This window comes from Lysinibacillus sp. NPDC094403, assembly GCF_050278745.1.
GTDB lineage: Bacteria > Bacillota > Bacilli > Bacillales_A > Planococcaceae > Lysinibacillus.
Map to the genome: position 1 here is coordinate 740,685 of NZ_JBNNTL010000001.1, position 19,707 is coordinate 760,391.

17 protein-coding genes are annotated in these 19,707 nt (G+C 31.6%); all 17 read left to right on the top strand.

What is annotated here, in order from left to right; genetic code table 11:
- Window positions 1-42 precede the first annotated feature (42 nt).
- The 17 genes from ACQKMV_RS03325 (at window position 43) to ACQKMV_RS03405 (ending at window position 19,694) form a co-directional block, all read left to right on the top strand.
- The gene (locus ACQKMV_RS03325; protein WP_427502342.1) at window positions 43-771 is read left to right on the top strand and encodes a YveK family protein; all 729 of its coding nucleotides are present in this window, start codon (window positions 43-45) and stop codon (window positions 769-771) included.
- 41 nt (window positions 772-812) lie between these two features.
- Window positions 813-1,457 carry a CpsD/CapB family tyrosine-protein kinase gene (locus tag ACQKMV_RS03330; protein ID WP_427502499.1) on the top strand — a complete coding sequence of 215 codons (645 nt, stop codon included), beginning with the start codon at window positions 813-815 and terminating at the stop codon, window positions 1,455-1,457.
- 91 nt (window positions 1,458-1,548) lie between these two features.
- A complete protein-coding gene (locus ACQKMV_RS03335; protein WP_427502343.1) occupies window positions 1,549-2,853 on the top strand; it encodes a glucose-6-phosphate isomerase in 1,305 nt (434 codons plus the stop codon).
- A gap of 960 nt (window positions 2,854-3,813) precedes the next feature.
- Window positions 3,814-5,052 (top strand): glycosyltransferase family 4 protein, encoded by a 1,239-nt coding sequence (locus ACQKMV_RS03340; RefSeq protein ID WP_427502344.1) that lies wholly within the window; start codon window positions 3,814-3,816, stop codon window positions 5,050-5,052.
- Window position 5,053: 1 nt separating this feature from the next.
- Complete coding sequence (locus tag ACQKMV_RS03345) at window positions 5,054-6,133, top strand: polysaccharide biosynthesis protein (protein WP_427502345.1); 1,080 nt, start codon at window positions 5,054-5,056, stop codon at window positions 6,131-6,133.
- A complete protein-coding gene (locus ACQKMV_RS03350) occupies window positions 6,072-7,181 on the top strand; it encodes a capsular polysaccharide biosynthesis protein CapF (protein ID WP_427502500.1) in 1,110 nt (369 codons plus the stop codon). Before ACQKMV_RS03345 ends, ACQKMV_RS03350 begins: the two co-directional genes overlap by 62 nt.
- A gap of 1 nt (window position 7,182) precedes the next feature.
- Complete coding sequence (gene wecB, locus ACQKMV_RS03355; RefSeq protein WP_427502346.1) at window positions 7,183-8,319, top strand: non-hydrolyzing UDP-N-acetylglucosamine 2-epimerase; 1,137 nt, start codon at window positions 7,183-7,185, stop codon at window positions 8,317-8,319.
- Entirely contained in the window at window positions 8,312-9,376 is a 1,065-nt protein-coding gene (locus ACQKMV_RS03360; protein WP_427502347.1) for a glycosyltransferase family 4 protein, read from the top strand. The genes wecB and ACQKMV_RS03360 overlap by 8 nt, the downstream gene beginning before the upstream one ends.
- A complete protein-coding gene (locus ACQKMV_RS03365; protein ID WP_427502348.1) occupies window positions 9,377-10,483 on the top strand; it encodes a glycosyltransferase in 1,107 nt (368 codons plus the stop codon). It abuts the gene before it with no gap.
- A complete protein-coding gene (locus tag ACQKMV_RS03370) occupies window positions 10,471-11,595 on the top strand; it encodes an EpsG family protein (RefSeq protein ID WP_427502349.1) in 1,125 nt (374 codons plus the stop codon). Before ACQKMV_RS03365 ends, ACQKMV_RS03370 begins: the two co-directional genes overlap by 13 nt.
- 493 nt (window positions 11,596-12,088) lie before the next feature.
- The gene (locus ACQKMV_RS03375; protein ID WP_427502350.1) at window positions 12,089-13,129 is read left to right on the top strand and encodes a glycosyltransferase; all 1,041 of its coding nucleotides are present in this window, start codon (window positions 12,089-12,091) and stop codon (window positions 13,127-13,129) included.
- Window positions 13,130-13,178: 49 nt separating this feature from the next.
- Window positions 13,179-14,138, top strand: coding sequence for a glycosyltransferase family 2 protein (locus ACQKMV_RS03380; protein WP_427502351.1), 960 nt, complete (start codon window positions 13,179-13,181; stop codon window positions 14,136-14,138).
- Window positions 14,138-15,613 carry a lipopolysaccharide biosynthesis protein gene (locus ACQKMV_RS03385; protein ID WP_427502352.1) on the top strand — a complete coding sequence of 492 codons (1,476 nt, stop codon included), beginning with the start codon at window positions 14,138-14,140 and terminating at the stop codon, window positions 15,611-15,613. Before ACQKMV_RS03380 ends, ACQKMV_RS03385 begins: the two co-directional genes overlap by 1 nt.
- Window positions 15,614-15,793: 180 nt before the next feature.
- Window positions 15,794-16,495: an acetyltransferase gene (locus tag ACQKMV_RS03390; protein WP_427502353.1), complete on the top strand. Its 702-nt coding sequence runs from the start codon at window positions 15,794-15,796 to the stop codon at window positions 16,493-16,495.
- A 250-nt stretch (window positions 16,496-16,745) separates the two neighbouring features.
- Window positions 16,746-17,837: a DegT/DnrJ/EryC1/StrS family aminotransferase gene (locus tag ACQKMV_RS03395; protein ID WP_427502354.1), complete on the top strand. Its 1,092-nt coding sequence runs from the start codon at window positions 16,746-16,748 to the stop codon at window positions 17,835-17,837.
- 12 nt (window positions 17,838-17,849) lie between these two features.
- The gene (locus ACQKMV_RS03400) at window positions 17,850-18,560 is read left to right on the top strand and encodes a WbqC family protein (protein WP_427502355.1); all 711 of its coding nucleotides are present in this window, start codon (window positions 17,850-17,852) and stop codon (window positions 18,558-18,560) included.
- 426 nt (window positions 18,561-18,986) lie between these two features.
- Window positions 18,987-19,694 carry a WbqC family protein gene (locus tag ACQKMV_RS03405; RefSeq protein WP_427502356.1) on the top strand — a complete coding sequence of 236 codons (708 nt, stop codon included), beginning with the start codon at window positions 18,987-18,989 and terminating at the stop codon, window positions 19,692-19,694.
- The last annotated feature ends 13 nt before the right edge of the window (window positions 19,695-19,707 follow it).

The following is a 19,707-nucleotide window of genomic DNA, read 5'->3' on the forward strand; positions in this document are numbered from 1 at the left end:
GAACATATACTAACAGGGTATTCGGATAAGGGGTGAAGATCATTGGAGACAACACTTACTTTACAAGACTTATTGACAACAATTCGAAAACGTTGGTTCCTTGTTTTAAGCTGTACAGTTATTGCAAGTGCTGCAGCTGCAATCATTAGCTACTATTTATTAACACCAATCTATCAAGCAGAAACGCAAATATTAGTAAATCAAAAAAGATCTAATATCGAACAATATCAATGGGCACAAAATAACGAAACAGATTTACGATTAATAAATACGTATAATGTCATCATTAAAAGCCCTGTAATATTATCGAAAGTCATAGAAAAACTTGAGTTAGATAAAACATCAGATAGTTTAGCGGAACAAATTACAGTATCTAGTGCAAATAACTCACAAGTTGTAAATATTATAGTTAAGGACAAACAAGCATCTAAGGCCGTGAAAATTTCGAATACGTTGGCAGATGTCTTTAAAAAGGAAATCCCTATATTAATGAATGTTGATAATATAGAAATTTTATCAGTGGCTAATCTAATAGATAATCCTAAACCAGTAAAACCAAATAAGCTACTAAATATTATCAGTGCAACTGTTGGTGGTTTAATGGTGGGAATCATTTTTGCTTTTTTACTAGAGTTTTTGGATACAAGGTTTAAATCCGAGCATGAAATAGAAGAAATATTAAATTTACCAATTATTGGTTTGGTTGGAGTAATCGCTCTGGAAAAAGAAACGAATAAATCTATGAAATCACGTAGAGTGAGGAGGAACTAACCATATTTGGTTTGAAAAAAAGTAAAAAAATAAAAACTATAATGGCACGTAAACTAGTGACAGATTCAAAATCAATCATATCTGAACAATTCCGAACGATACGTACAAATATTCGATTTTCTTTGCCAGATCAAGAAAAAAAATCACTACTCGTTACTTCATCTATACCGGGGGAAGGTAAATCCACAAATGCTGCAAATCTCGGTGTTGTTTTTGCTCAAGAAGGTAAAAGAGTTATCATCATAGATGCCGATATGCGTAAACCAACTTTACACCATACATTTAGTACTTTAAATACCAATGGATTGTCAGATGTGTTAACAAGGCAGGAGATTTACTTTAATGTTATTCAAAAAACATCAGTGGAAGAGTTAAGTATTATCCCAAGCGGACCACTTCCACCAAATCCGGTTGACCTACTATCATCGAAGACAATGGAAATACTTATGCATGATTTAAAGAAGGATTATGACATCATTATTTTAGATGCACCTCCATTATTATCAGTATCAGATGCGCAAATTTTGTCTAATAAATGTGATGGTACTATATTAGTTGTGAATATGGATTTAGTACAAAAAGTAGATGTTTTAAAAGCGAAGGCTGCACTTGTTTCTTCAAAAGCGCAAATTTTGGGCGTTGTTCTAAATAATATTAAAACACCTAAGAACCATTATTATTATTGATCATATCGTTCATAGAAAGAAGGCGTTGATGCGAAATAGAGGACTTTTATGCATTAACAACTTATTCAATCATACGAAATGAGGTCATACTGTGAGTAAGCAATTTTTGCATACGAACATTCTAAATTATGACTTAGCTACTATTGATTGGTCATATTATACAAAAAGTGTAGAAGAAATCCACCGATATTTAGAACTGGCAGAGGATGTTCCGACTGGTTGGCTTCATGCGCCGCTTGAAGCTTATGATGAATTATTTGTTCATATTGAAAAGACAGCGCATGAAATTCGTAGTTTTGCAGATGTACTTATTGTCATTGGAGTGGGTGGCTCTTTTCTAGGTGCCCGTGCTGTGCAAGATGCCCTGACACCTTATTTTGGTGCACATCATGATGGAATTGAAGTGATCTATGTAGGGCAAAATATGAGTGGAGCTTATATTAAGCAATTACTGGAGAATATTGAGAATAAGAGTGTATACGTGAATGTTGTGTCAAAATCTGGAGGAACTATGGAACCAGCACTGGCGTTTCGAGTTTTACGTCAGTATATGGAATTACATTATGGGGAAAAAGCAGCTGAACGTATTATCGTCACGACAGACGCCAAAAGAGGACTATTAAAGAAAATAGCTGATGCTTCGGGCTATCGACAATTTGTTATACCTTCAAACATAGGTGGTCGTTTTTCGGTATTAACTGCTGCTGGTCTTTTGCCTATGGCAGTTGCAGGGGTTGATATTTATAACTTAATGTCTGGAGCGAAGGTAGCGGCATTAGAGTTTAAAGAATCAAGACTTGAGTATAATGAGGCGTACCGATATGCGGTGTTACGTCATGCATTATATGAACAAGGATACAAAATTGAATTGCTTGCTTCATTTGAACCGGCCTTAAATAAGTTTCATGAATGGTGGAAGCAACTGTTTGGTGAGAGTGAAGGTAAAGACAGAAAAGGTCTTTATCCCTCTACAGTAAATTTTTCAACAGATTTGCATGCTATTGGCCAATTTATACAGGAGGGTAGCCCAATTTTGTTTGAAACATTACTTCACTTTCATGAAATTGATGATGATTTGGCAGTACCCTATGATGCACGCAATGAGGATGGACTAAACTATTTAACGAATCGAACATTTAATGAAATAAACGCTATTTCTAAAGAAGGCACAGCACGTGCTCATTCGGAAGGTAATGTCCCGGTTATACAGCTGGAATTACCAAAGCTAGATGCTTATCATATTGGCTTTCTAATTTATTTTTTTATGAAGGCATGTACAATGAGCGCATATTTACTAGGTGTCAACCCATTTGATCAGCCCGGTGTAGAAACATATAAGCGTAAAATGATGGAACTTTTGCAAGAACATAAAGCGTCAAAATATAGTGAGTATTAGATTTATATTAAAATATACAAAACTTCTTATTGTGAAGATGCCCTAAAAGTATTTTATGACTTTTAGGGTATTTTTGTAAAAATATATTCTTTTTATAAAATATTGGCTTTTCGCCAAAACGTGTGGTTGATTTCCGTTCCGATTGGGCGCTTTCCTGGGGGCGTCCGATGAGCCGCTTCACTCGCGATGCTCGCTCCAGGGTCTCATCTGTGACGCTAATCCCCAAGGAGTCGCCCAGTCTTCACTTCAATCAACTAATATACAGGGCATATTTTTTTAAAAATGTCATCCACAACTTTTGGTGATGAACCAAAATATTCTAAAAAGTTAATAAGTTCACTATTAATATCTGATAGTGTTCGTTTACAGATTTACACATTAGTATATAGGTGAATGTGATTGGATATTATACCCTTTTTAATTAGAGTATAAATTTGTTATTTTTTCTATATTTCCGGTAGAAAGGAATATAGATATTGTTCGAGCATATATATGCAATTATAACAATGTGCTTTATCGAATAAAATGAAATGACCAATGTTATAAAGTAAGTAGCATTAAGATTAATTCTAATATATATAACAAATATTTGATTCATCATCAAAAGTCGGGACTTTCAATTTAATAAATAAAGTACTTGTTAAATAGAGTGAAGGTTGGGCGAGTGAAGCTGACTGAATTCGATTTTCGCTACAGATCAAAGCTTCTTGGGGGCAGAGTCCGACGGCGAGACCCTGGACTGAGCTTGCAAGGGAAGCAGCTCCTCGGAAAGTGTTCAACTGGAACAAAAATTAAACCCAAGTTACGGTGATGAATCTATATAGGTTAATAATTTGTAATAAAGTACAACGAGGGGAAATTGTGTTGAATGTATTTATCTGGACATTGCAATAACTACTTAACTTATTTAGACATATGGATCAGTGAGCCATGTGAGCTAAAAGTAGGGGTGGTTTAATGATGGAGAAAAAGAAAAATGTATTATTTTTGTGCCAGTATTTTTATCCTGAATATATTTCGTCGGCTACACTTCCTTTTAACACTGCAGTGGCTCTTAGTAAGGCTGGTTTTACTGTCAGTGCATTGTCTGGGTATCCGAAAGAGTACAACTTAGCAAATAATGTCCCGCTGCAAGAAACCTATGAAAATATTAAGATAAGTAGACTAAAATATATCCAACTTAAACGTAGTAATTTCATCGGACGATTAATTAATTATTTTTCTTTTACATTTTCTGTAGCCTTACGTTTTAGACAATTGAGAAAGTATGAGGCAATAATCGTTTACTCAAATCCACCAATATTACCGTTAATAGCAGCTCTGGCTAATAAGTTTTTTAACACAAAAGTAGTGTTTGTAAGCTACGATGTATACCCAGAAATAGCTTACTTTACAAACACTATTTCCGAAGATAGTGTAATTAGCAAAATGATGAAAAAAGTAAATAAATGTATTTTTAAACATGTTAATACAGTTGTTGCTTTATCGAATGAAATGAAAGACTATCTATTAAAACATAGAATAGCATTAAAAAAACACCAAATTGAAGTAATCCCTAATTGGTGCGAGGATAAAGCATTCTCTAATGCCACTAAAGCATCTGAAAATAAACTATTAGAATCCATAAAAACAGATGAAAATCTAGTCGTATCTTATTTTGGCAATATGGGAATATGTCAAGATTTGGATCCGATATTGGAGGCAATCCGTCAATTAAAAAATGATAAGAACGTTCAATTTCTTTTTGCAGGACATGGAAATAAAATGGATAAATTAAAAGAGATTATAGAAACAGAGAATTTGAATCACGCACGTGTTTTTGATTTTTTACATGGACATGATTTTCAAAAGGCTCTTAGTATCAGCGATTGTTTCATTGTAAGTTTATCAGATGGATTGACTGGCCTAGCCGTACCAAGTAAAACCTATAGCTATATGATGGCTAGTAAACCAGTAATCGCAATTATAGGAGCAAATTCTGATATAGCTAGAGATTTAATAGATCATAATGCAGGATACGCTATGCAAGCAAAGGATAGCTCCAGACTAGTAATTATTATTAAAGAACTCCTTGATGATAGAGTGAAGCGTGAAAATATGGGAGAGAATTGTAGGAAGTTATTTCTTGAGAAATACACGATGGAAAAATGTACTCGAAAATATGTGAATCTTATGCATAAAATACTGGGGGAACAATAATATGTTTAAAGACAAAATATTATTAATAACTGGCGGTACGGGTTCATTTGGAAATGCAGTTATGAAGAGATTTTTAAATACCGATATAAAAGAAATTCGCATTTTTTCAAGAGATGAGAAAAAACAAGATGATATGAGAAAAGTTTACAAAAATGAAAAATTGAAATTTTATATAGGCGATGTAAGGGATGTATCGAGTTTGAAAAATGCTATGCACGGTGTAGATTACATTTTCCACGCTGCTGCGCTAAAACAAGTTCCATCCTGTGAGTTCTTTCCATTAGAAGCAGTGAAAACTAATGTAATTGGAACAGATAATGTTCTGACTGTGGCAATTGAAAGTGGTGTAAAAAAGGTAATTTGTTTATCTACGGATAAAGCCGCTTATCCGATTAATGCAATGGGCATTTCAAAAGCAATGATGGAAAAGGTAATTATTGCAAAAGCAAAAACAGTTGATCCAAAACGAACATTAATATGTGGTACTCGCTATGGAAATGTGATGGCTTCACGCGGTTCTGTTATCCCATTATTTATTGACCAAATTAAAAATGGACAATCACTAACAATCACAGATCCTGCCATGACTAGATTTTTAATGAGTCTTGAAGAAGCAGTTGAATTAGTATTATTTGCATTTGAACATGCGGAGGCAGGAGATATTATGGTGCAGAAATCGCCTGCATCAACTGTGTTGGATTTAGCACATGCCATCAGGGAGTTATTCAATGCGGATAATAACATAGATATTATTGGTACTCGTCATGGTGAAAAACTATATGAAACTTTGCTTACTAGAGAGGAAAATGTGGTTGCACAAGATTTAGGAGTATTTTACCGTGTGCCTGCTGATAAAAGGGACTTAAATTACGAAAAATACTTCTTAGAGGGTGATCAAAAATTATCCATACAAGAGGAGTACAATTCTCACAACACAGAAATGTTAAATATTCAGCAAATAAAAGAAAGGTTATTAAAGCTTGATTATATTCAAGAAGAATTGAAAGGTTGGGTCTATGATGAAAATACTAGTGACCGGTTCAAAGGGGTTTATCGGCAAGAATCTCATAGCAAAGCTTAGAAACCAAAATTATACTGATATTCTGGAATATAATAGAGAAACAAACGTAGATTTGTTAGATGAATATTGTAAAGAGGCGGATTTTATTTTCCATCTTGCTGGAGTAAGTCGACCGAAAGATCAGTCTGATTTCATGGATGTGAACTATGGCTTTACTTCTATTCTTCTTGATACATTAAAGAAATACCAAAATACTTGCCCTGTTATGCTAGCATCATCTACTCAAGCAGAACAAAATAATCCTTATGGTATTAGTAAAAAGGCTGGGGAGGACTTGCTTTTCGAATACAGTAAAAAAACAGGTGCGAAAATTTTAGTCTATCGTTTGCCTAACGTATTTGGTAAATGGAGTAAGCCAAACTACAACAGTGCTGTAGCAACATTTTGTCATAATATTGCACATGATTTACCTATAAAAGTAAGTGATCCTAGCCATGAAATGAAGCTAGTTTACATCGATGATGTTGTGGAAGAATTGCTTGAAGCCTTGAATGGGAATGAGAACTCAATCCAAGGCTATTGCCAAATTCCAGTTGTCCATAAGACGACACTAGGGGAAATTGTAGAATTGATTTATTCCTTCAAAAAAAGTAGAGAAGAACGCTCTATTCCTAATATGTCCCACACGTTTACAAAAAAATTATACAGTACATTTTTAAGTTTCCTAAGAGAAAATCAATTTAGTTATGATCTTAAGATGAATGTAGATTTAAGAGGATCATTTACGGAATTTATTAAGACGCCTGATAGAGGCCAATTATCAGTAAATATTTCAAAACCAGGTATAACAAAAGGTAACCACTGGCATCATTCAAAAAATGAAAAATTTTTAGTTGTAAGTGGTCAAGGTGTGATTCGATTTAGAAATATTAATTCGAATGAAGTAGTGGAGTACTTTGTCAGTGGCGATAAATTGGAAGTGGTTGATATTCCAGTGGGATATACACACAACATTGAAAATTTAGGTGACACAGATATGGTAACAATCATGTGGGTGAATGAAATATTTGATCCTGAAAAACCAGATACAAATTATTTGGAGGTATAAGGTGAAGAAGCTAAAGGTAATGACTGTTGTAGGTACTCGCCCAGAAATTATTAGACTATCTGCTGTCATAAATAAATTAGAAAAATCAAATGTTATCGAACATGTATTAGTCCATACTGGTCAAAATTATGATTATGAGTTAAATGAAGTGTTTTTTAGAGAGTTCAATTTAAAGACACCGGATTATTTTTTAAATGCAGCTACTGGAACTGCTATTGAAACAATAGGAAATATTCTAGTGAAAATTGATCCTATTTTAGAGGAAATTCAACCAGATGCATTTTTGGTGTTAGGTGATACAAACAGCTGCTTATGTGCGATTGCAGCGAAGAAAAGACATATTCCTATATTTCATATGGAAGCGGGAAATAGATGTTTTGACCAAAGGGTACCAGAAGAAACAAATAGAAAAATTGTCGATCATATTTCAGATGTTAACTTAACGTACAGTGACATTGCAAGAGAATATTTATTAAGGGAAGGGCTACCAGCAGATCGAATTATTAAGACGGGGAGTCCGATGTTAGAAGTACTCAATTCAAGAAAAGCGGATATAGAGAAATCAGATGTAGTAGCAAGGCTAAATCTTAAAGAAGTAAATTATTTTGTAGTATCGGCACACCGAGAGGAAAATATTAATTCAGAAACAAATTTTTTAGATTTAGTAGATAGCTTAAATGCTATTGCAGAAATGTATCAGATGCCTGTCATAGTTAGTACACATCCTAGAACTTTGAAGATGATTCATGCGAAGGAGATAGAGTTTAATCCTTTAGTAAAAATAATAAAGCCTTTGGGATTTAATGACTATGTAAAACTTCAAATAGATGCAAAGGCCGTATTAAGTGATAGTGGAACGATAAGTGAGGAATCTTCCATTCTTGGATTTAGAGCGCTTAATATTAGACAGGCACATGAAAGACCCGAAGCAATGGAAGAGGCTACGGTCATGATGGTAGGGCTGAAGAAAGAGAGAGTTTTACAAGGGTTAGAGATTTTAAAGACACAAGAGAATTACGATTTAAAAAGAGTTGTAGATTATAATATGCCAAATGTGTCAGATAAAGTGCTTAGAATTATTTTGTCGTATACAGATTATGTAAATCGTGTGGTTTTTGGAGAGAATCAAAATGACTAATTTAAAAAATGGATTAGACATATTATTAATTTCTCCCTTACCTTCACCAGCAGGAGGAATAGCAACTTGGACAGAGATGTATTTAAAAAGCGAACGTATAAGAAAACAAAATGTAAAAGTTATTAATACTTCCGTTAGAGGAGATAGAATTTATAGCTTTAATAATAAGAAAATGCTAGAAGAAATAAAGAGGAATGTTTCGATTTATATTAATCTAATTAAAACTTTGAAAAAGAACAAATTCGATGTTGTTCATTTAAACACTTCTTGTTCTACAACTGGTATGATCAGAGATTTATTGTGTGCGAGAAAGATTAAGAAAAATGGTTACAAGTTGATATTACAATGTCACTGTAATATACCAAGTATGTTAAATAGTAAATTTTCAACTTGGATTTTTAAAGAACTTATTAACCATACTGATACGATTCTTGTTTTAAATTCCGATTCAAATCAGTATGTTAAGAAAGTATTAAAAAGAGAAAGTTTTATTGTTTCAAATTTTATTGACTATAAGGATATAAATCACTCAGGCTTAAAGTATATATCTGATGAAATAAAAACAATAATTTTTGTAGGTCATGTGAATCGATCGAAGGGGTGTAATGAAATTATTGAGGTATCTCAAATCTTCCCTAATATAAACTTTCGTCTAATAGGTAATATAAGTGATGATTACAAAAATATCGATGTTCCTGAAAATGTTAAATTAATTGGAGAAGTTTCTAAAGATAACGTATTAATAGAAATGAAAAATGCTGATATATTACTGTTTCCTTCTCATACGGAGGGATTTCCCCTTGTTGTTTTAGAAGCTATGGCTTGCGGTTTACCGGTTATCGGCACATCAGTTGGCGCTATTCCTGAAATGATTGAACAAAAAGGCGGAGTTTTATTTGATGTTGGAGATGTACCTGCAATAATTAGGGCTGTTAATGAGATTCAAGATCCCTCGATCAGAAGACAAATATCTAAATGGAATCAAAATAAAATTAAAAGCTGCTATTCAACTGAAGTTATTATAAAAAAAATTTGTGATATATATGAGGGGTTATAAATGAGGAAACGAGTATTAATTGTAGTTCCGACTCTTGGAATTGGAGGCGGTGAAAAGCTTGCGATTGATATTGTTTTAAATTTAGATGTACAAAAGTACGAAGTGTTATTACTATCTCTATTTCCTAAAATGGGAACGGAATTTGAAAGTATCATAAAAAAGAATAATATTAATATTCAATTTTTGAATAAAAAACTGGGTTTTGATCCGAAAGTTATTTTTGCATTTGCGAATGTAGTAAGAAAATACAAGCCCCATACTATACACACACATCTAAATGTTGTTCCATATGTTTTACCAGCTACTATTCTTTATGGTATTAAAAATAGGTTCCACACTGTTCATAGTGTTGCAAGTAGGGAGTCAACAGGATTTCTAAAAAAAATAATGAAAATTACTTATCGTTTTTTTTCATTTACTCCTGTAGCGATATGTGATTTTGTAAAAACAACTATATGTGAAGAATATGACTTGCCAGATGAGAAAGTACCTTGTATCTATAACGGAGTAAACACAGAAATATTTAAAAAATTAGAGAGAAAGCAAAATGCAAATTATATTAACTTTATTACCACTGGTAGAATGCAACATGTAAAAAATCATAATCTTATGATTAACGCATTTTCAGATGTTGCAAAAAAGTATGATAATGTAATGTTAACCATTTTAGGGGATGGGGAACTTCGATTAGATATTGAAAAACAAATTAAAGAACTAGGTCTAGAAGAAAAAGTAATTTTAAAAGGTATTGTAAGTAATGTAGCAGAGGAACTTAACCAAGCAGATGTATATATAATGACTTCAAATTATGAAGGATTACCTTTATCTGTACTCGAGGCTATGGCCAGTGGTTTGCCTATAGTAACAACTAAAGCAGGTGGGGTTATAGACATAGTAAAGCAAAATCAAAATGGATTATTAGTTGATGTTGGGAATCGAGAACAGCTTACAAAAGAAATGTCAAAGTTGGTTGAGAATGTATTGTTAAGGCAGCGTTTCGGTGAAGTTTCTTTTAATATGTCGAAGCAATACGATATACAAAAATGTGTAAAAAAGTATGAAAGTTTGTACTTAAGTAGCAAGGATAATAGATTATGTTGGTATTGAATATAATATTTGCATTATATATTTTTATTATTGTTTTAATACACCAAATTGGCTTCTTAATTAATATAAAAGTAAATAAAAAAATGTATATGTTTATTTTAATCTATTTTGGAATTGCATATGCTTTTCTAGCATCACAAATAAAACCTCCTCCTCTGTGGGATCTGTTTCATCATTACAATGAAATAGATAGAATGAGAAGTGGTGGTATAAACTATGCTCTTACACAAGGAAGATACAAGGAACTTTTCATAATTAATTTTATTTACTATATTGTGTCTTTATTCGATTACAATAATTTACTAGTATTTTTCACTATATTGATTGAGTATATGATATTCACGTATATTACATGTGATTTGAAAGAAAAATTTGATCGCGAAAGAAATACGATTGCTTTTTCAATTAACTTTTTTTTATTCTTTGCCTTGATTAACATAGTGTTGTCAATATCCGGTATTAGAAATGTCTTTGCTTTTAGTATAGCCTCTCTGGCAGTATACATGGATCTATTCAAACAGAGAAAAGGTATTTTAAAGTTTTCACTCTATATACTTCCAATTTTTATTCACCCATCTACAATTATTGTGCTTATTGCCCGAATATTTGTTTTTACTCCGAAAATGTATAAATTAGCCCCCTTGTTAATAATATGGGGAATGTTTGCTAATTATATATCAAAATTATTAGAATCATCTTCAATTGGAGCATTAAAAACTGCAGGATACTTATTAAAATTATATGGAGAAATTAGTTATATTACTGATAATCGTGTTGTTATTGTTAACGTCATATTTGTTTCGATAATTATGATAGCTTGTTTTTATATTTTAAAGAAAAAACACTTAAATTATACTAATGGCCAACTGCGCTATATTACTTTTATCATAATTTACTTATTTGTAGCCCTTGGTTCTTTGCAAAATGTATTAATTTTTAATCGTATGTTATATGGATTAGCTTTTTTAATATTACCTTTAATTCATATTATTCTACAAAGTCTTTCAACAAAGATAAGAACTCTTTTTGTTATTATATGTATTGTTTTCTCTACAGGAATGATCATGTATCAAGGACTTGAATTATTTTATGCAATTACTTATTACAACTAAAATATATTTTAGATGAATTTATACACTACTGTTTTATTAGAGGCAACTAAAAAAGTGGATTTCTCATAAAACTTCTAACAAAAGTTTGCACCTGACCCTTCCCTTTCCTCGGGTGAGTGTCGGTCCTATTCCTACACTTCGTGCGGTGTCTCTCTTAGCCCGCATTCACATGTTCCCGTAGCTACCCTTTCGCTCAAAAAACATCTTCCGCTGCAATAATTCCTTTTAACAAAAGTAAAGCATTAGCAAATAATTGCTAAAAAAATATTTATATATTGAACAAAAAGTTCAAATGAATAAGAAATACTGTGGACATTCGCGCCTAGCAAATTTTTTCTAAGACGAAAGCGCAGTAGCAAAAGCATGAGTGCAATGCAACGTCTGTTATTTGTGGCCAGCTCGAATGTATAGATAACAGCATGCAGGATTCTTAAGTTCAACTTGCATATTTTATATTTTTTCAGTAGCCTCGTTCTATTTAGGGGGGAATATATTGGTTAAAGTTAGTGTTATTGTCCCAATTTATAATTCAGAAATATACTTACGTCGAAGTATAGAGAGCATACAAAATCAGACATTAGAAGATATTCAAATAATATTAGTGAATGATGGATCGACGGATAATAGTTTGTCTATTTGTAAAGAATATCAAAAAAATGATATTCGAATAGAGATTGTTGATAAACCTAATGGCGGAGTATCTTCATCTAGAAATGCTGGAATTGAGATTGCAAAAGGTGAATATATAGGCTTTATTGATCCAGATGATTGGATAGAACGCGGGATGTATACAAATTTATATGAACAAGTTAAATCTTCGGGTGCTGAAGTGTGTATAGGAAACTATTTAGTTGAAAATAAGGGGAAAGTTACTCCAGATTTATTAAATATCAAACAAAACTTATTAGTAGGAGAAGAAATAGTCCATCTCATTATCGCCAATATGATAGGGAGTTCTAATTTAAATAGTAATGCATCTACGATTATGGGAAGCGTTTGTCGCCTAATAATAAAAAGAGATTTTATCAGTTATTATAATTTTAAGTTTGAATTAGGAATTCCTTTAATGGAAGATCTCATATTTTGTGTCCAAGTATTATTAAAAAGCAAAAAAGTTAGTATAAATAAAGGTTTGTATTATCACTATATGATTAATTCGAATTCTGCAACTTCATCCTATAGGGTGGGTATGATAAATATACAACATGAGGTATATCAAATTTTAAAAAAATTATTACAGAATGAAATTAAGATAGATTCTATTGTCGAACAAAGGCTGCAGAATAGATATGTTAGCATGTATATCCTTTCAATAGCAAATGAAGTTCGAAGAGAAAATGTTAAAGGATATTCAGAGAAAATACTAAATATAAAAAATTTGTGTAAAGATAAAAGATTAAAAGCTATTCTGAAAAAAGTAGATATGAAAGGGTATACATTAAGGAAAAAGTTTGTTTTAACTGCATTAAAATATGAACTTGGTTTACTTTTATATATTTATTACAAATTTTTGTTGAAATTAGAACGTAGATAAAAAAGGGAGAATATCATATTGCTAGAGATTGGCGAAAGGGTGTATCCAAATGGATAATATTTTAGTTAGTGTTAGCTGTATAACCTATAATCATGAAAAATATATAGCAGATGCAATTGACAGTTTTTTAATGCAAAAAACAACTTTTAATATTGAAATATTAATTCATGAGGATGCATCTACAGATAACACAGCAAAAATAATTAGAGAATATGAAAAAAAATACCCTGATTTGATAAAACCTATCTACCAAAGTGAAAACCAATATTCAAAAGGAGTGGCCGTAGATTCTCTTAATGTTGAAAGAGCAAAAGGAAAATATATTGCGATATGTGAAGGTGACGATTACTGGACAGATCCATATAAATTGCAAAAACAGGTAGACTATATGGATAATCATCCTGAATGTAGTTTGTGCGTTCACGGGGGGTATGTGGTGTCAGCAACAGAAAAAAAAATATTAATGTACAACAGACCTAATAAAGGAAATAAAGTCTTTACAGTTTCTGAAGTAATAGAAGGCGGTGGATCTCTTTTCTTAACAAATTCCATGCTGTATCCAACGGAATTTAGAACTAATAGGCCAGCTTTCTTAGAAAATGCCCCTGTTGGTGATTATCCTTTAGTTATCAATTTATCTTTACTTGGTACAGTATATTATATCGATGAAATTATGTCAGCATATCGAGTAGGAGACGAAGGTTCTTGGACGGCCAAAAATTTTTCAAACATTGAAAAAAAGAAAAAACACTACAATGAAATGGCAGATATGCTAGAAGAAATAAATCATTATACAAATAAACAATATGATGAAGTAATAAAAAGAACAAAAAAACGGTCTCAACTATTTCTATTATTGGAAAAGGGTAATTATAAAGAAGCAAAAACAGGGGAATTTAAAGAGTTATATTTAGAACTAGGATTAAAAATGAAGATTGCTTTATTCATAGAAAATTATAGTCCGAGTATTTTTAAATTTCTTAAAACTGTAAAAGGGAAATTTGTTTAATGGACAATGACATAACAAAATCAAAAGTCCTTTCTTCTCTTTTGTGGAAAATGATGGAGAGGGGGGGATCGCAGAGCTTTCAATTAATAATAATGATAGTGGTAGCTCGTTTGCTACTACCTAAAGACTTTGGATTAATTGCACTAGTAGCAATTTTTATTTCGTTAGCTAATGTATTAATTCAAAGTGGATTTAATACAGCTTTAATTCAGAAGAAAAATGCTGATGAAGTTGACTTTTCTTCTGTTTTTTTCTTGAACCTATTTGTTGCTAGTATTTTATATGTAGTACTTTTCTTTTCTGCGCCTATTATTGCCGTTTTCTTTGAAGAAACACAGATAACACTTATTTTAAGAATTTTATCGATAACTTTATTTTTTGGTGCTATTAATTCAATTCAGAACGCGAACATTGCTCGAAATATGGAATTTAAGAAATTATTTTTTAGCAGTTTAGGGGCAGTCTTAGTATCGGGGATTTTCGGTATAACAATGGCATATAATGGTTTTGGTGTATGGGCTTTGATTGTGCAGCAATTAACAAGCCAATTTTTGGTTATAGTTATTTTATGGTTTACAGACAAATGGAGACCAAAATTACTTTTTTCAATGGAAAGAATAATAGGATTATTTTCATTTGGATGGAAGTTATTAATATCTTCGTTGATTGATACTATTTATACGAATATAAGTGGACTTTTAATAGGTAAATTGTTTAGTCCAATATTATTGGGCTTTTATAGTAGAGGAGAACAGTTTCCAGGTTTCATTGTAAGTAATATAAACGGATCCATACAATCAGTCATGCTTCCTACATTGGCAGCTCATCAAGAAAATGGGGAAAGGGTAAAGGAAATGGTGAGAAGAGTCATTGTTACGAGCTCATTTATTGTATTTCCGATGATGATAGGTCTAGCTGTTATCGCTGAACCGTTAGTAAAGATTTTGTTAACAGAAAAATGGTTACCTGCTGTTCCATTTTTACAAATATTTTGTGCTGTTTATGCCCTATGGCCAATCCATGCAGCTAATTTACAGGCAATTAACGCTTTAGGTCGTAGTGATATTTTTTTGAAGCTAGAAATAATAAAAAAATTACTCGGATTAAATATTTTAATAATTAGTATACCATTAGGTGTCCATGCAATCGCTATAGGTTCATTTGTACTTGGCATAATATCTTCGTTGCTTAATGCTTATCCGAACTTAATATTACTTAATTATAGTGTGAAAGAGCAGTGGAACGATATTATGCCATCTTTATTAATAGCAGTAATAATGGGTGCTATTGTATTTTGCATTCAATGGCTTGGCTTATCAGACGGGGTAACAATCTGTATCCAAATCTTGACGGGCATTATGATATATATTGGGTTAGCAAAAACATTTAGATTAGAATGTTTTATTTATTTAGTTACGACGATGAAAGAAATTTTTAAAAAGAATAAGAAAGTCCCAACTGAAGAGGTTTACTAATCAAGTTTTATAAGTAAGCTCCATATACAATCCACCTACTAACGTGTTTTCTGCTGTGTGATCATCACAGTAATACCATTTTTTTATGAGTCGTTTTAACATTTCAACGGATTATTATTCATATGTTTATTTAAGAAGAAGTAAAAAATAATCATTAAAAGGGTACGGTGAATAGATACAATGAATAAACCTTTGAAGAATGGCGAAAAGTTAGTAATTGTAGGGGCTGGCGAATTTGCAGAAATAGCATATGAATATTTTACTTACGATTCTCCATATGAAATAGTAGCTTTTGCTGCTGAGAAAGACTATATAAAAAATGACAAGCTTTATGATTTACCAGTTGTCCCTTTTGAAGAGGTGCATCAAATTTATCCAGTAACTGCGTATAAAGCTTTTGTTGCAGTTCCTTATACTAATTTTAATAGATTAAGAACGAGATTATATCATGAAACGAAAAATAAGGGATATGAATTAGTAACATATATTAGCTCCAAAGCTTTTGTTTGGAGAAATGTAACAATAGGAGAAAATTGTTTTATCTTTGAAAATAATGTATTACAGCATCATGTTAACGTAGGGAATAACGTAATTTTATGGAGTGGAAACCATGTGGGACACCGTTCTGTTATTAAGGATAATTGTTTTATTTCTTCACATGTAGTTATTGCAGGAAACTGCGATATTGGAGAGAATTGTTTTATTGGAGTAAATAGTACATTTAATGATGAAATAAAGGTTGGAAAGGATTGTTTTATTTCATCAGGAGCATTAGTAATTAAGAATACTCTAGAAGGAAAAATATATAAAGGTAGCCCTGCAAAAGCATCATTAATTGATACTTATAGCTATTTCAATATAGAGAGTGAACATATCTTATAGTATGAAAAACAATTAGTAATCGAAGTATTTAAAAAAGGTTCGTCAAAGTTTTTTAACAAAACACAAGTTATTTTTGTGTAGCTGAAAATGTATGGAAGTTGCGCCCGAAAAAGTGGTGGGGTAGATTTCTTTCTACCCTCTTTTTTCCGATTCTTCTCGGTGCAAAAAGGTGGATAATATGGCACACGGGGTACAAATCAATGTTAAAGATTTTTTAGAAATAAATAGCTGAAGTTAAAAGGGGAAAAAGATGAAACCAATTCAAATAACGCAATCATCAATGCCTGATTTTGATGAGTTTTCTGAAGAAATTAGAGGTATTTGGGATAGTCGATGCCTGACTAATATGGGTGTAAAACATCAACAACTAGAAGCGGGGTTGGAACAGTATTTAAAAACACCTAATGTTTCGCTATTTTCGAATGGGCATCTTGCGTTAGAGTATGCCATCGCAGCTTTAAATTTAACAGGGGAAGTGATTACAACGCCCTTTACTTTTGCATCCACTACCCATGCGATTGTTAGAAATGGACTGACACCTGTCTTCTGTGATATTGATCCAGATAACTATACAATCCAAACTGACAACCTCGAGGATTTGATAACAGATAAAACGTCGGCGATAATTCCTGTTCATGTTTATGGTAATATTTGTGATGTTGCTGAAATTAATAGAATAGCAAATAAGTATAATCTTAAAGTAATTTATGATGCTGCACATGCTTTTGGTATTACAATCGATGATGAAGGGATCGCAAACTATGGTGATGTATCCATGTTCAGTTTCCATGCTACAAAAGTCTTTCATACGATTGAGGGTGGAGCATTAACTTTTAAGGACCCTAGTTTCAAAGATGTAATAAATGCACATAAAAACTTTGGTATTACTGGACCAGAAACAATAGAGTATATTGGCGGTAATGCAAAAATGAATGAATTTCAGGCAGCTATGGGCATCTGCAACCTTCGAAGTGTAGATCAAGAAATTAAAAAGAGAAAAAAAGTCTATAATAGATATGTCGAACACCTTAGTGGAGTTAAAGGAATCCAACTATCTCTTCCTCCCGAGTCTGTGAAAAGCAATTATGCATACTTTCCTGTATTATTTGATGGGTTCAAACTTTCCCGTGACGAAGTTCATGAAAAATTAAAAAAAAATAATATTTTAACTAGAAAGTATTTTTACCCCTTAACAAATAGTTTTGAATGCTATAAAAATAGATTTAATACCAGAGAAACGCCAGTTGCAAAATTTATAGCAGAAAGAGTCCTAACTTTACCACTGTACTCTGATTTAAATCTAGATGATATAGATAAAATTGTAACTATTATTAAGTCATAAGGGGGGATTTGAGTGAGAGTAGCTTTAATGCAGCCCTATTTTTTTCCGTATTTAGGATATTTTCAATTGATAAATTCTGTAGATGAATTCGTTATTTTTGATAATGCACAACATATTAGAAGAGGCTGGATATCTAGAAATAGAATTTTGAACGAGCAAAAAGAAAGTGTTTTTATCAATGTCCCTATAAGTAAATCTCCAAGAGAAACAAAAATTAAAGATATCTTAATAAACAATAATATTAATTGGCAAGAAAAGCTTTTTGATCAATTATTATATTATAAACAAGCTCCATATTTTAACTATGTTTTAGATTTCTTAAATGACTGTATACCTAATAGTAGTCATAATAATTTAAGTGAATTTAATACAATACTCCTTCGCAAAACTTGTTCCCTATTATGCATAAAAACAGATATAACAATATTGTCGGAAAAATTTCCTGCTATTGAATCGGCCAATTCGGCAGATGAATGGGGCATTAAAGTGTCTAAAGCATTAAATGCTACTACCTATATTAATGCTATTGGTGGTAAAGATTTTTATAGTCAGGAAAAATATCTAAAAAATGGCATATATATATATTTTGTAAAGCCCAACTTATCCCCATACAAACAATTTGATAAACATTTTATTCCTGGCCTCTCAATTATTGATGTCATGATGTTTAATGATTTAAATAAAATTAAGGATATGCTAGAAATACAAGTAATATCTGGATAGTTTTGATTTATATATGCAAACCGACTTAATAATAAAGAGGTTGAACTTAAATGTCTAATACAAATTTGAAAGTCATTTTTATAACTAAGGGCGTTTATAACATAATTAATACGTTACATGACGCTGCGATTAATATTATCGGGGTCATAGAATCAAAGCAAAGAAACGTTAATTAGTAAAACGAGGAATTGAAAAATTTTGTTTAGAAAATGGGTTACCTTATTACTTTATGAACGAAGGCTGTAAGGATTGTTTAGAGAGGTACTGAGCCTGATTTGATAGTTATCTACGGAATGTCTGAATTGTTAAAAGGGAATATCTTGAATATCCCAAAAAGGATGTATGAATTATTTAAAAATAATTCAGCCTTTTAACAAGATGATAAAGAAATTTTATTTTAAAGTAATAAATAAGGAAGGTAAATTAATGAGAGTAGCTATTATGCAACCATATTTCTTCCCTTACATCGGTTATTTTTCTTTGTTACAGGCAGCAGATATGTTTGTTATTCTTGATACTGTCCAATTTCAAAGGAAAAGCTGGATGATGAGAAATAAAATTATTACTAGTAAAGGTAGTGATAGCACCTATATAAAATTACCAGTGAAAAAGGCTCCTTTAAATACTTTAATCAATCAAATTGTAATAAACAATGAAGTAGATTGGAAAACAGCATTGTTTAATCAATTATTGGTCTATAAAAAAGCTCCCTTTTACAATGAAACAATTAACTTAGTGAATAGTATTTTATATGAAGATACTAAAAAGTTAGTTGATGTCAATAAAAATATTTTGCTTGGAATAAGTAATTATCTTGGGCTTGATTGTGAAATAGTAGTATTTTCTGAGATGAATATTACAGTTGAAGAAATAAATAGTGCTGACGAATGGGCATTAAATATTTCAAAAGCTTTAAACGCTACGGAATATATTAATCCCCCAGGGGGAGTATCTTTTTTCAATAAAGAAAAGTATAAAGATAATAATATTGAATTAAAGTTTATTAAAAACAAATTGAAGCAATATAATCAATTTCATTTTAATTTCATACCAGGATTATCCATAATAGATGTTATGATGTTCAACAGCATAGAAGAGATTCACAAGATGTTAGCTGATTATGATGTGATTTGAAAAAAAGCAATCT

Excerpts from the sequence above, each read along its gene's own strand:
- ACQKMV_RS03330 (WP_427502499.1), top strand. The coding sequence starts at position 813 with ATGGCACGTAAACTAGTGACAGATTCAAAATCAATCATATCTGAACAA.
- ACQKMV_RS03340 (WP_427502344.1), top strand. The coding sequence starts at position 3,814 with ATGGAGAAAAAGAAAAATGTATTATTTTTGTGCCAGTATTTTTATCCT.
- ACQKMV_RS03345 (WP_427502345.1), top strand. The coding sequence starts at position 5,054 with ATGTTTAAAGACAAAATATTATTAATAACTGGCGGTACGGGTTCATTT.
- ACQKMV_RS03350 (WP_427502500.1), top strand. The coding sequence starts at position 6,072 with ATGAAAATACTAGTGACCGGTTCAAAGGGGTTTATCGGCAAGAATCTC.
- ACQKMV_RS03360 (WP_427502347.1), top strand. The coding sequence starts at position 8,312 with ATGACTAATTTAAAAAATGGATTAGACATATTATTAATTTCTCCCTTA.
- ACQKMV_RS03365 (WP_427502348.1), top strand. The coding sequence starts at position 9,377 with ATGAGGAAACGAGTATTAATTGTAGTTCCGACTCTTGGAATTGGAGGC.
- ACQKMV_RS03370 (WP_427502349.1), top strand. The coding sequence starts at position 10,471 with ATGTTGGTATTGAATATAATATTTGCATTATATATTTTTATTATTGTT.
- ACQKMV_RS03380 (WP_427502351.1), top strand. The coding sequence starts at position 13,179 with ATGGATAATATTTTAGTTAGTGTTAGCTGTATAACCTATAATCATGAA.
- ACQKMV_RS03385 (WP_427502352.1), top strand. The coding sequence starts at position 14,138 with ATGGACAATGACATAACAAAATCAAAAGTCCTTTCTTCTCTTTTGTGG.
- ACQKMV_RS03390 (WP_427502353.1), top strand. The coding sequence starts at position 15,794 with ATGAATAAACCTTTGAAGAATGGCGAAAAGTTAGTAATTGTAGGGGCT.
- ACQKMV_RS03395 (WP_427502354.1), top strand. The coding sequence starts at position 16,746 with ATGAAACCAATTCAAATAACGCAATCATCAATGCCTGATTTTGATGAG.
- ACQKMV_RS03405 (WP_427502356.1), top strand. The coding sequence starts at position 18,987 with ATGAGAGTAGCTATTATGCAACCATATTTCTTCCCTTACATCGGTTAT.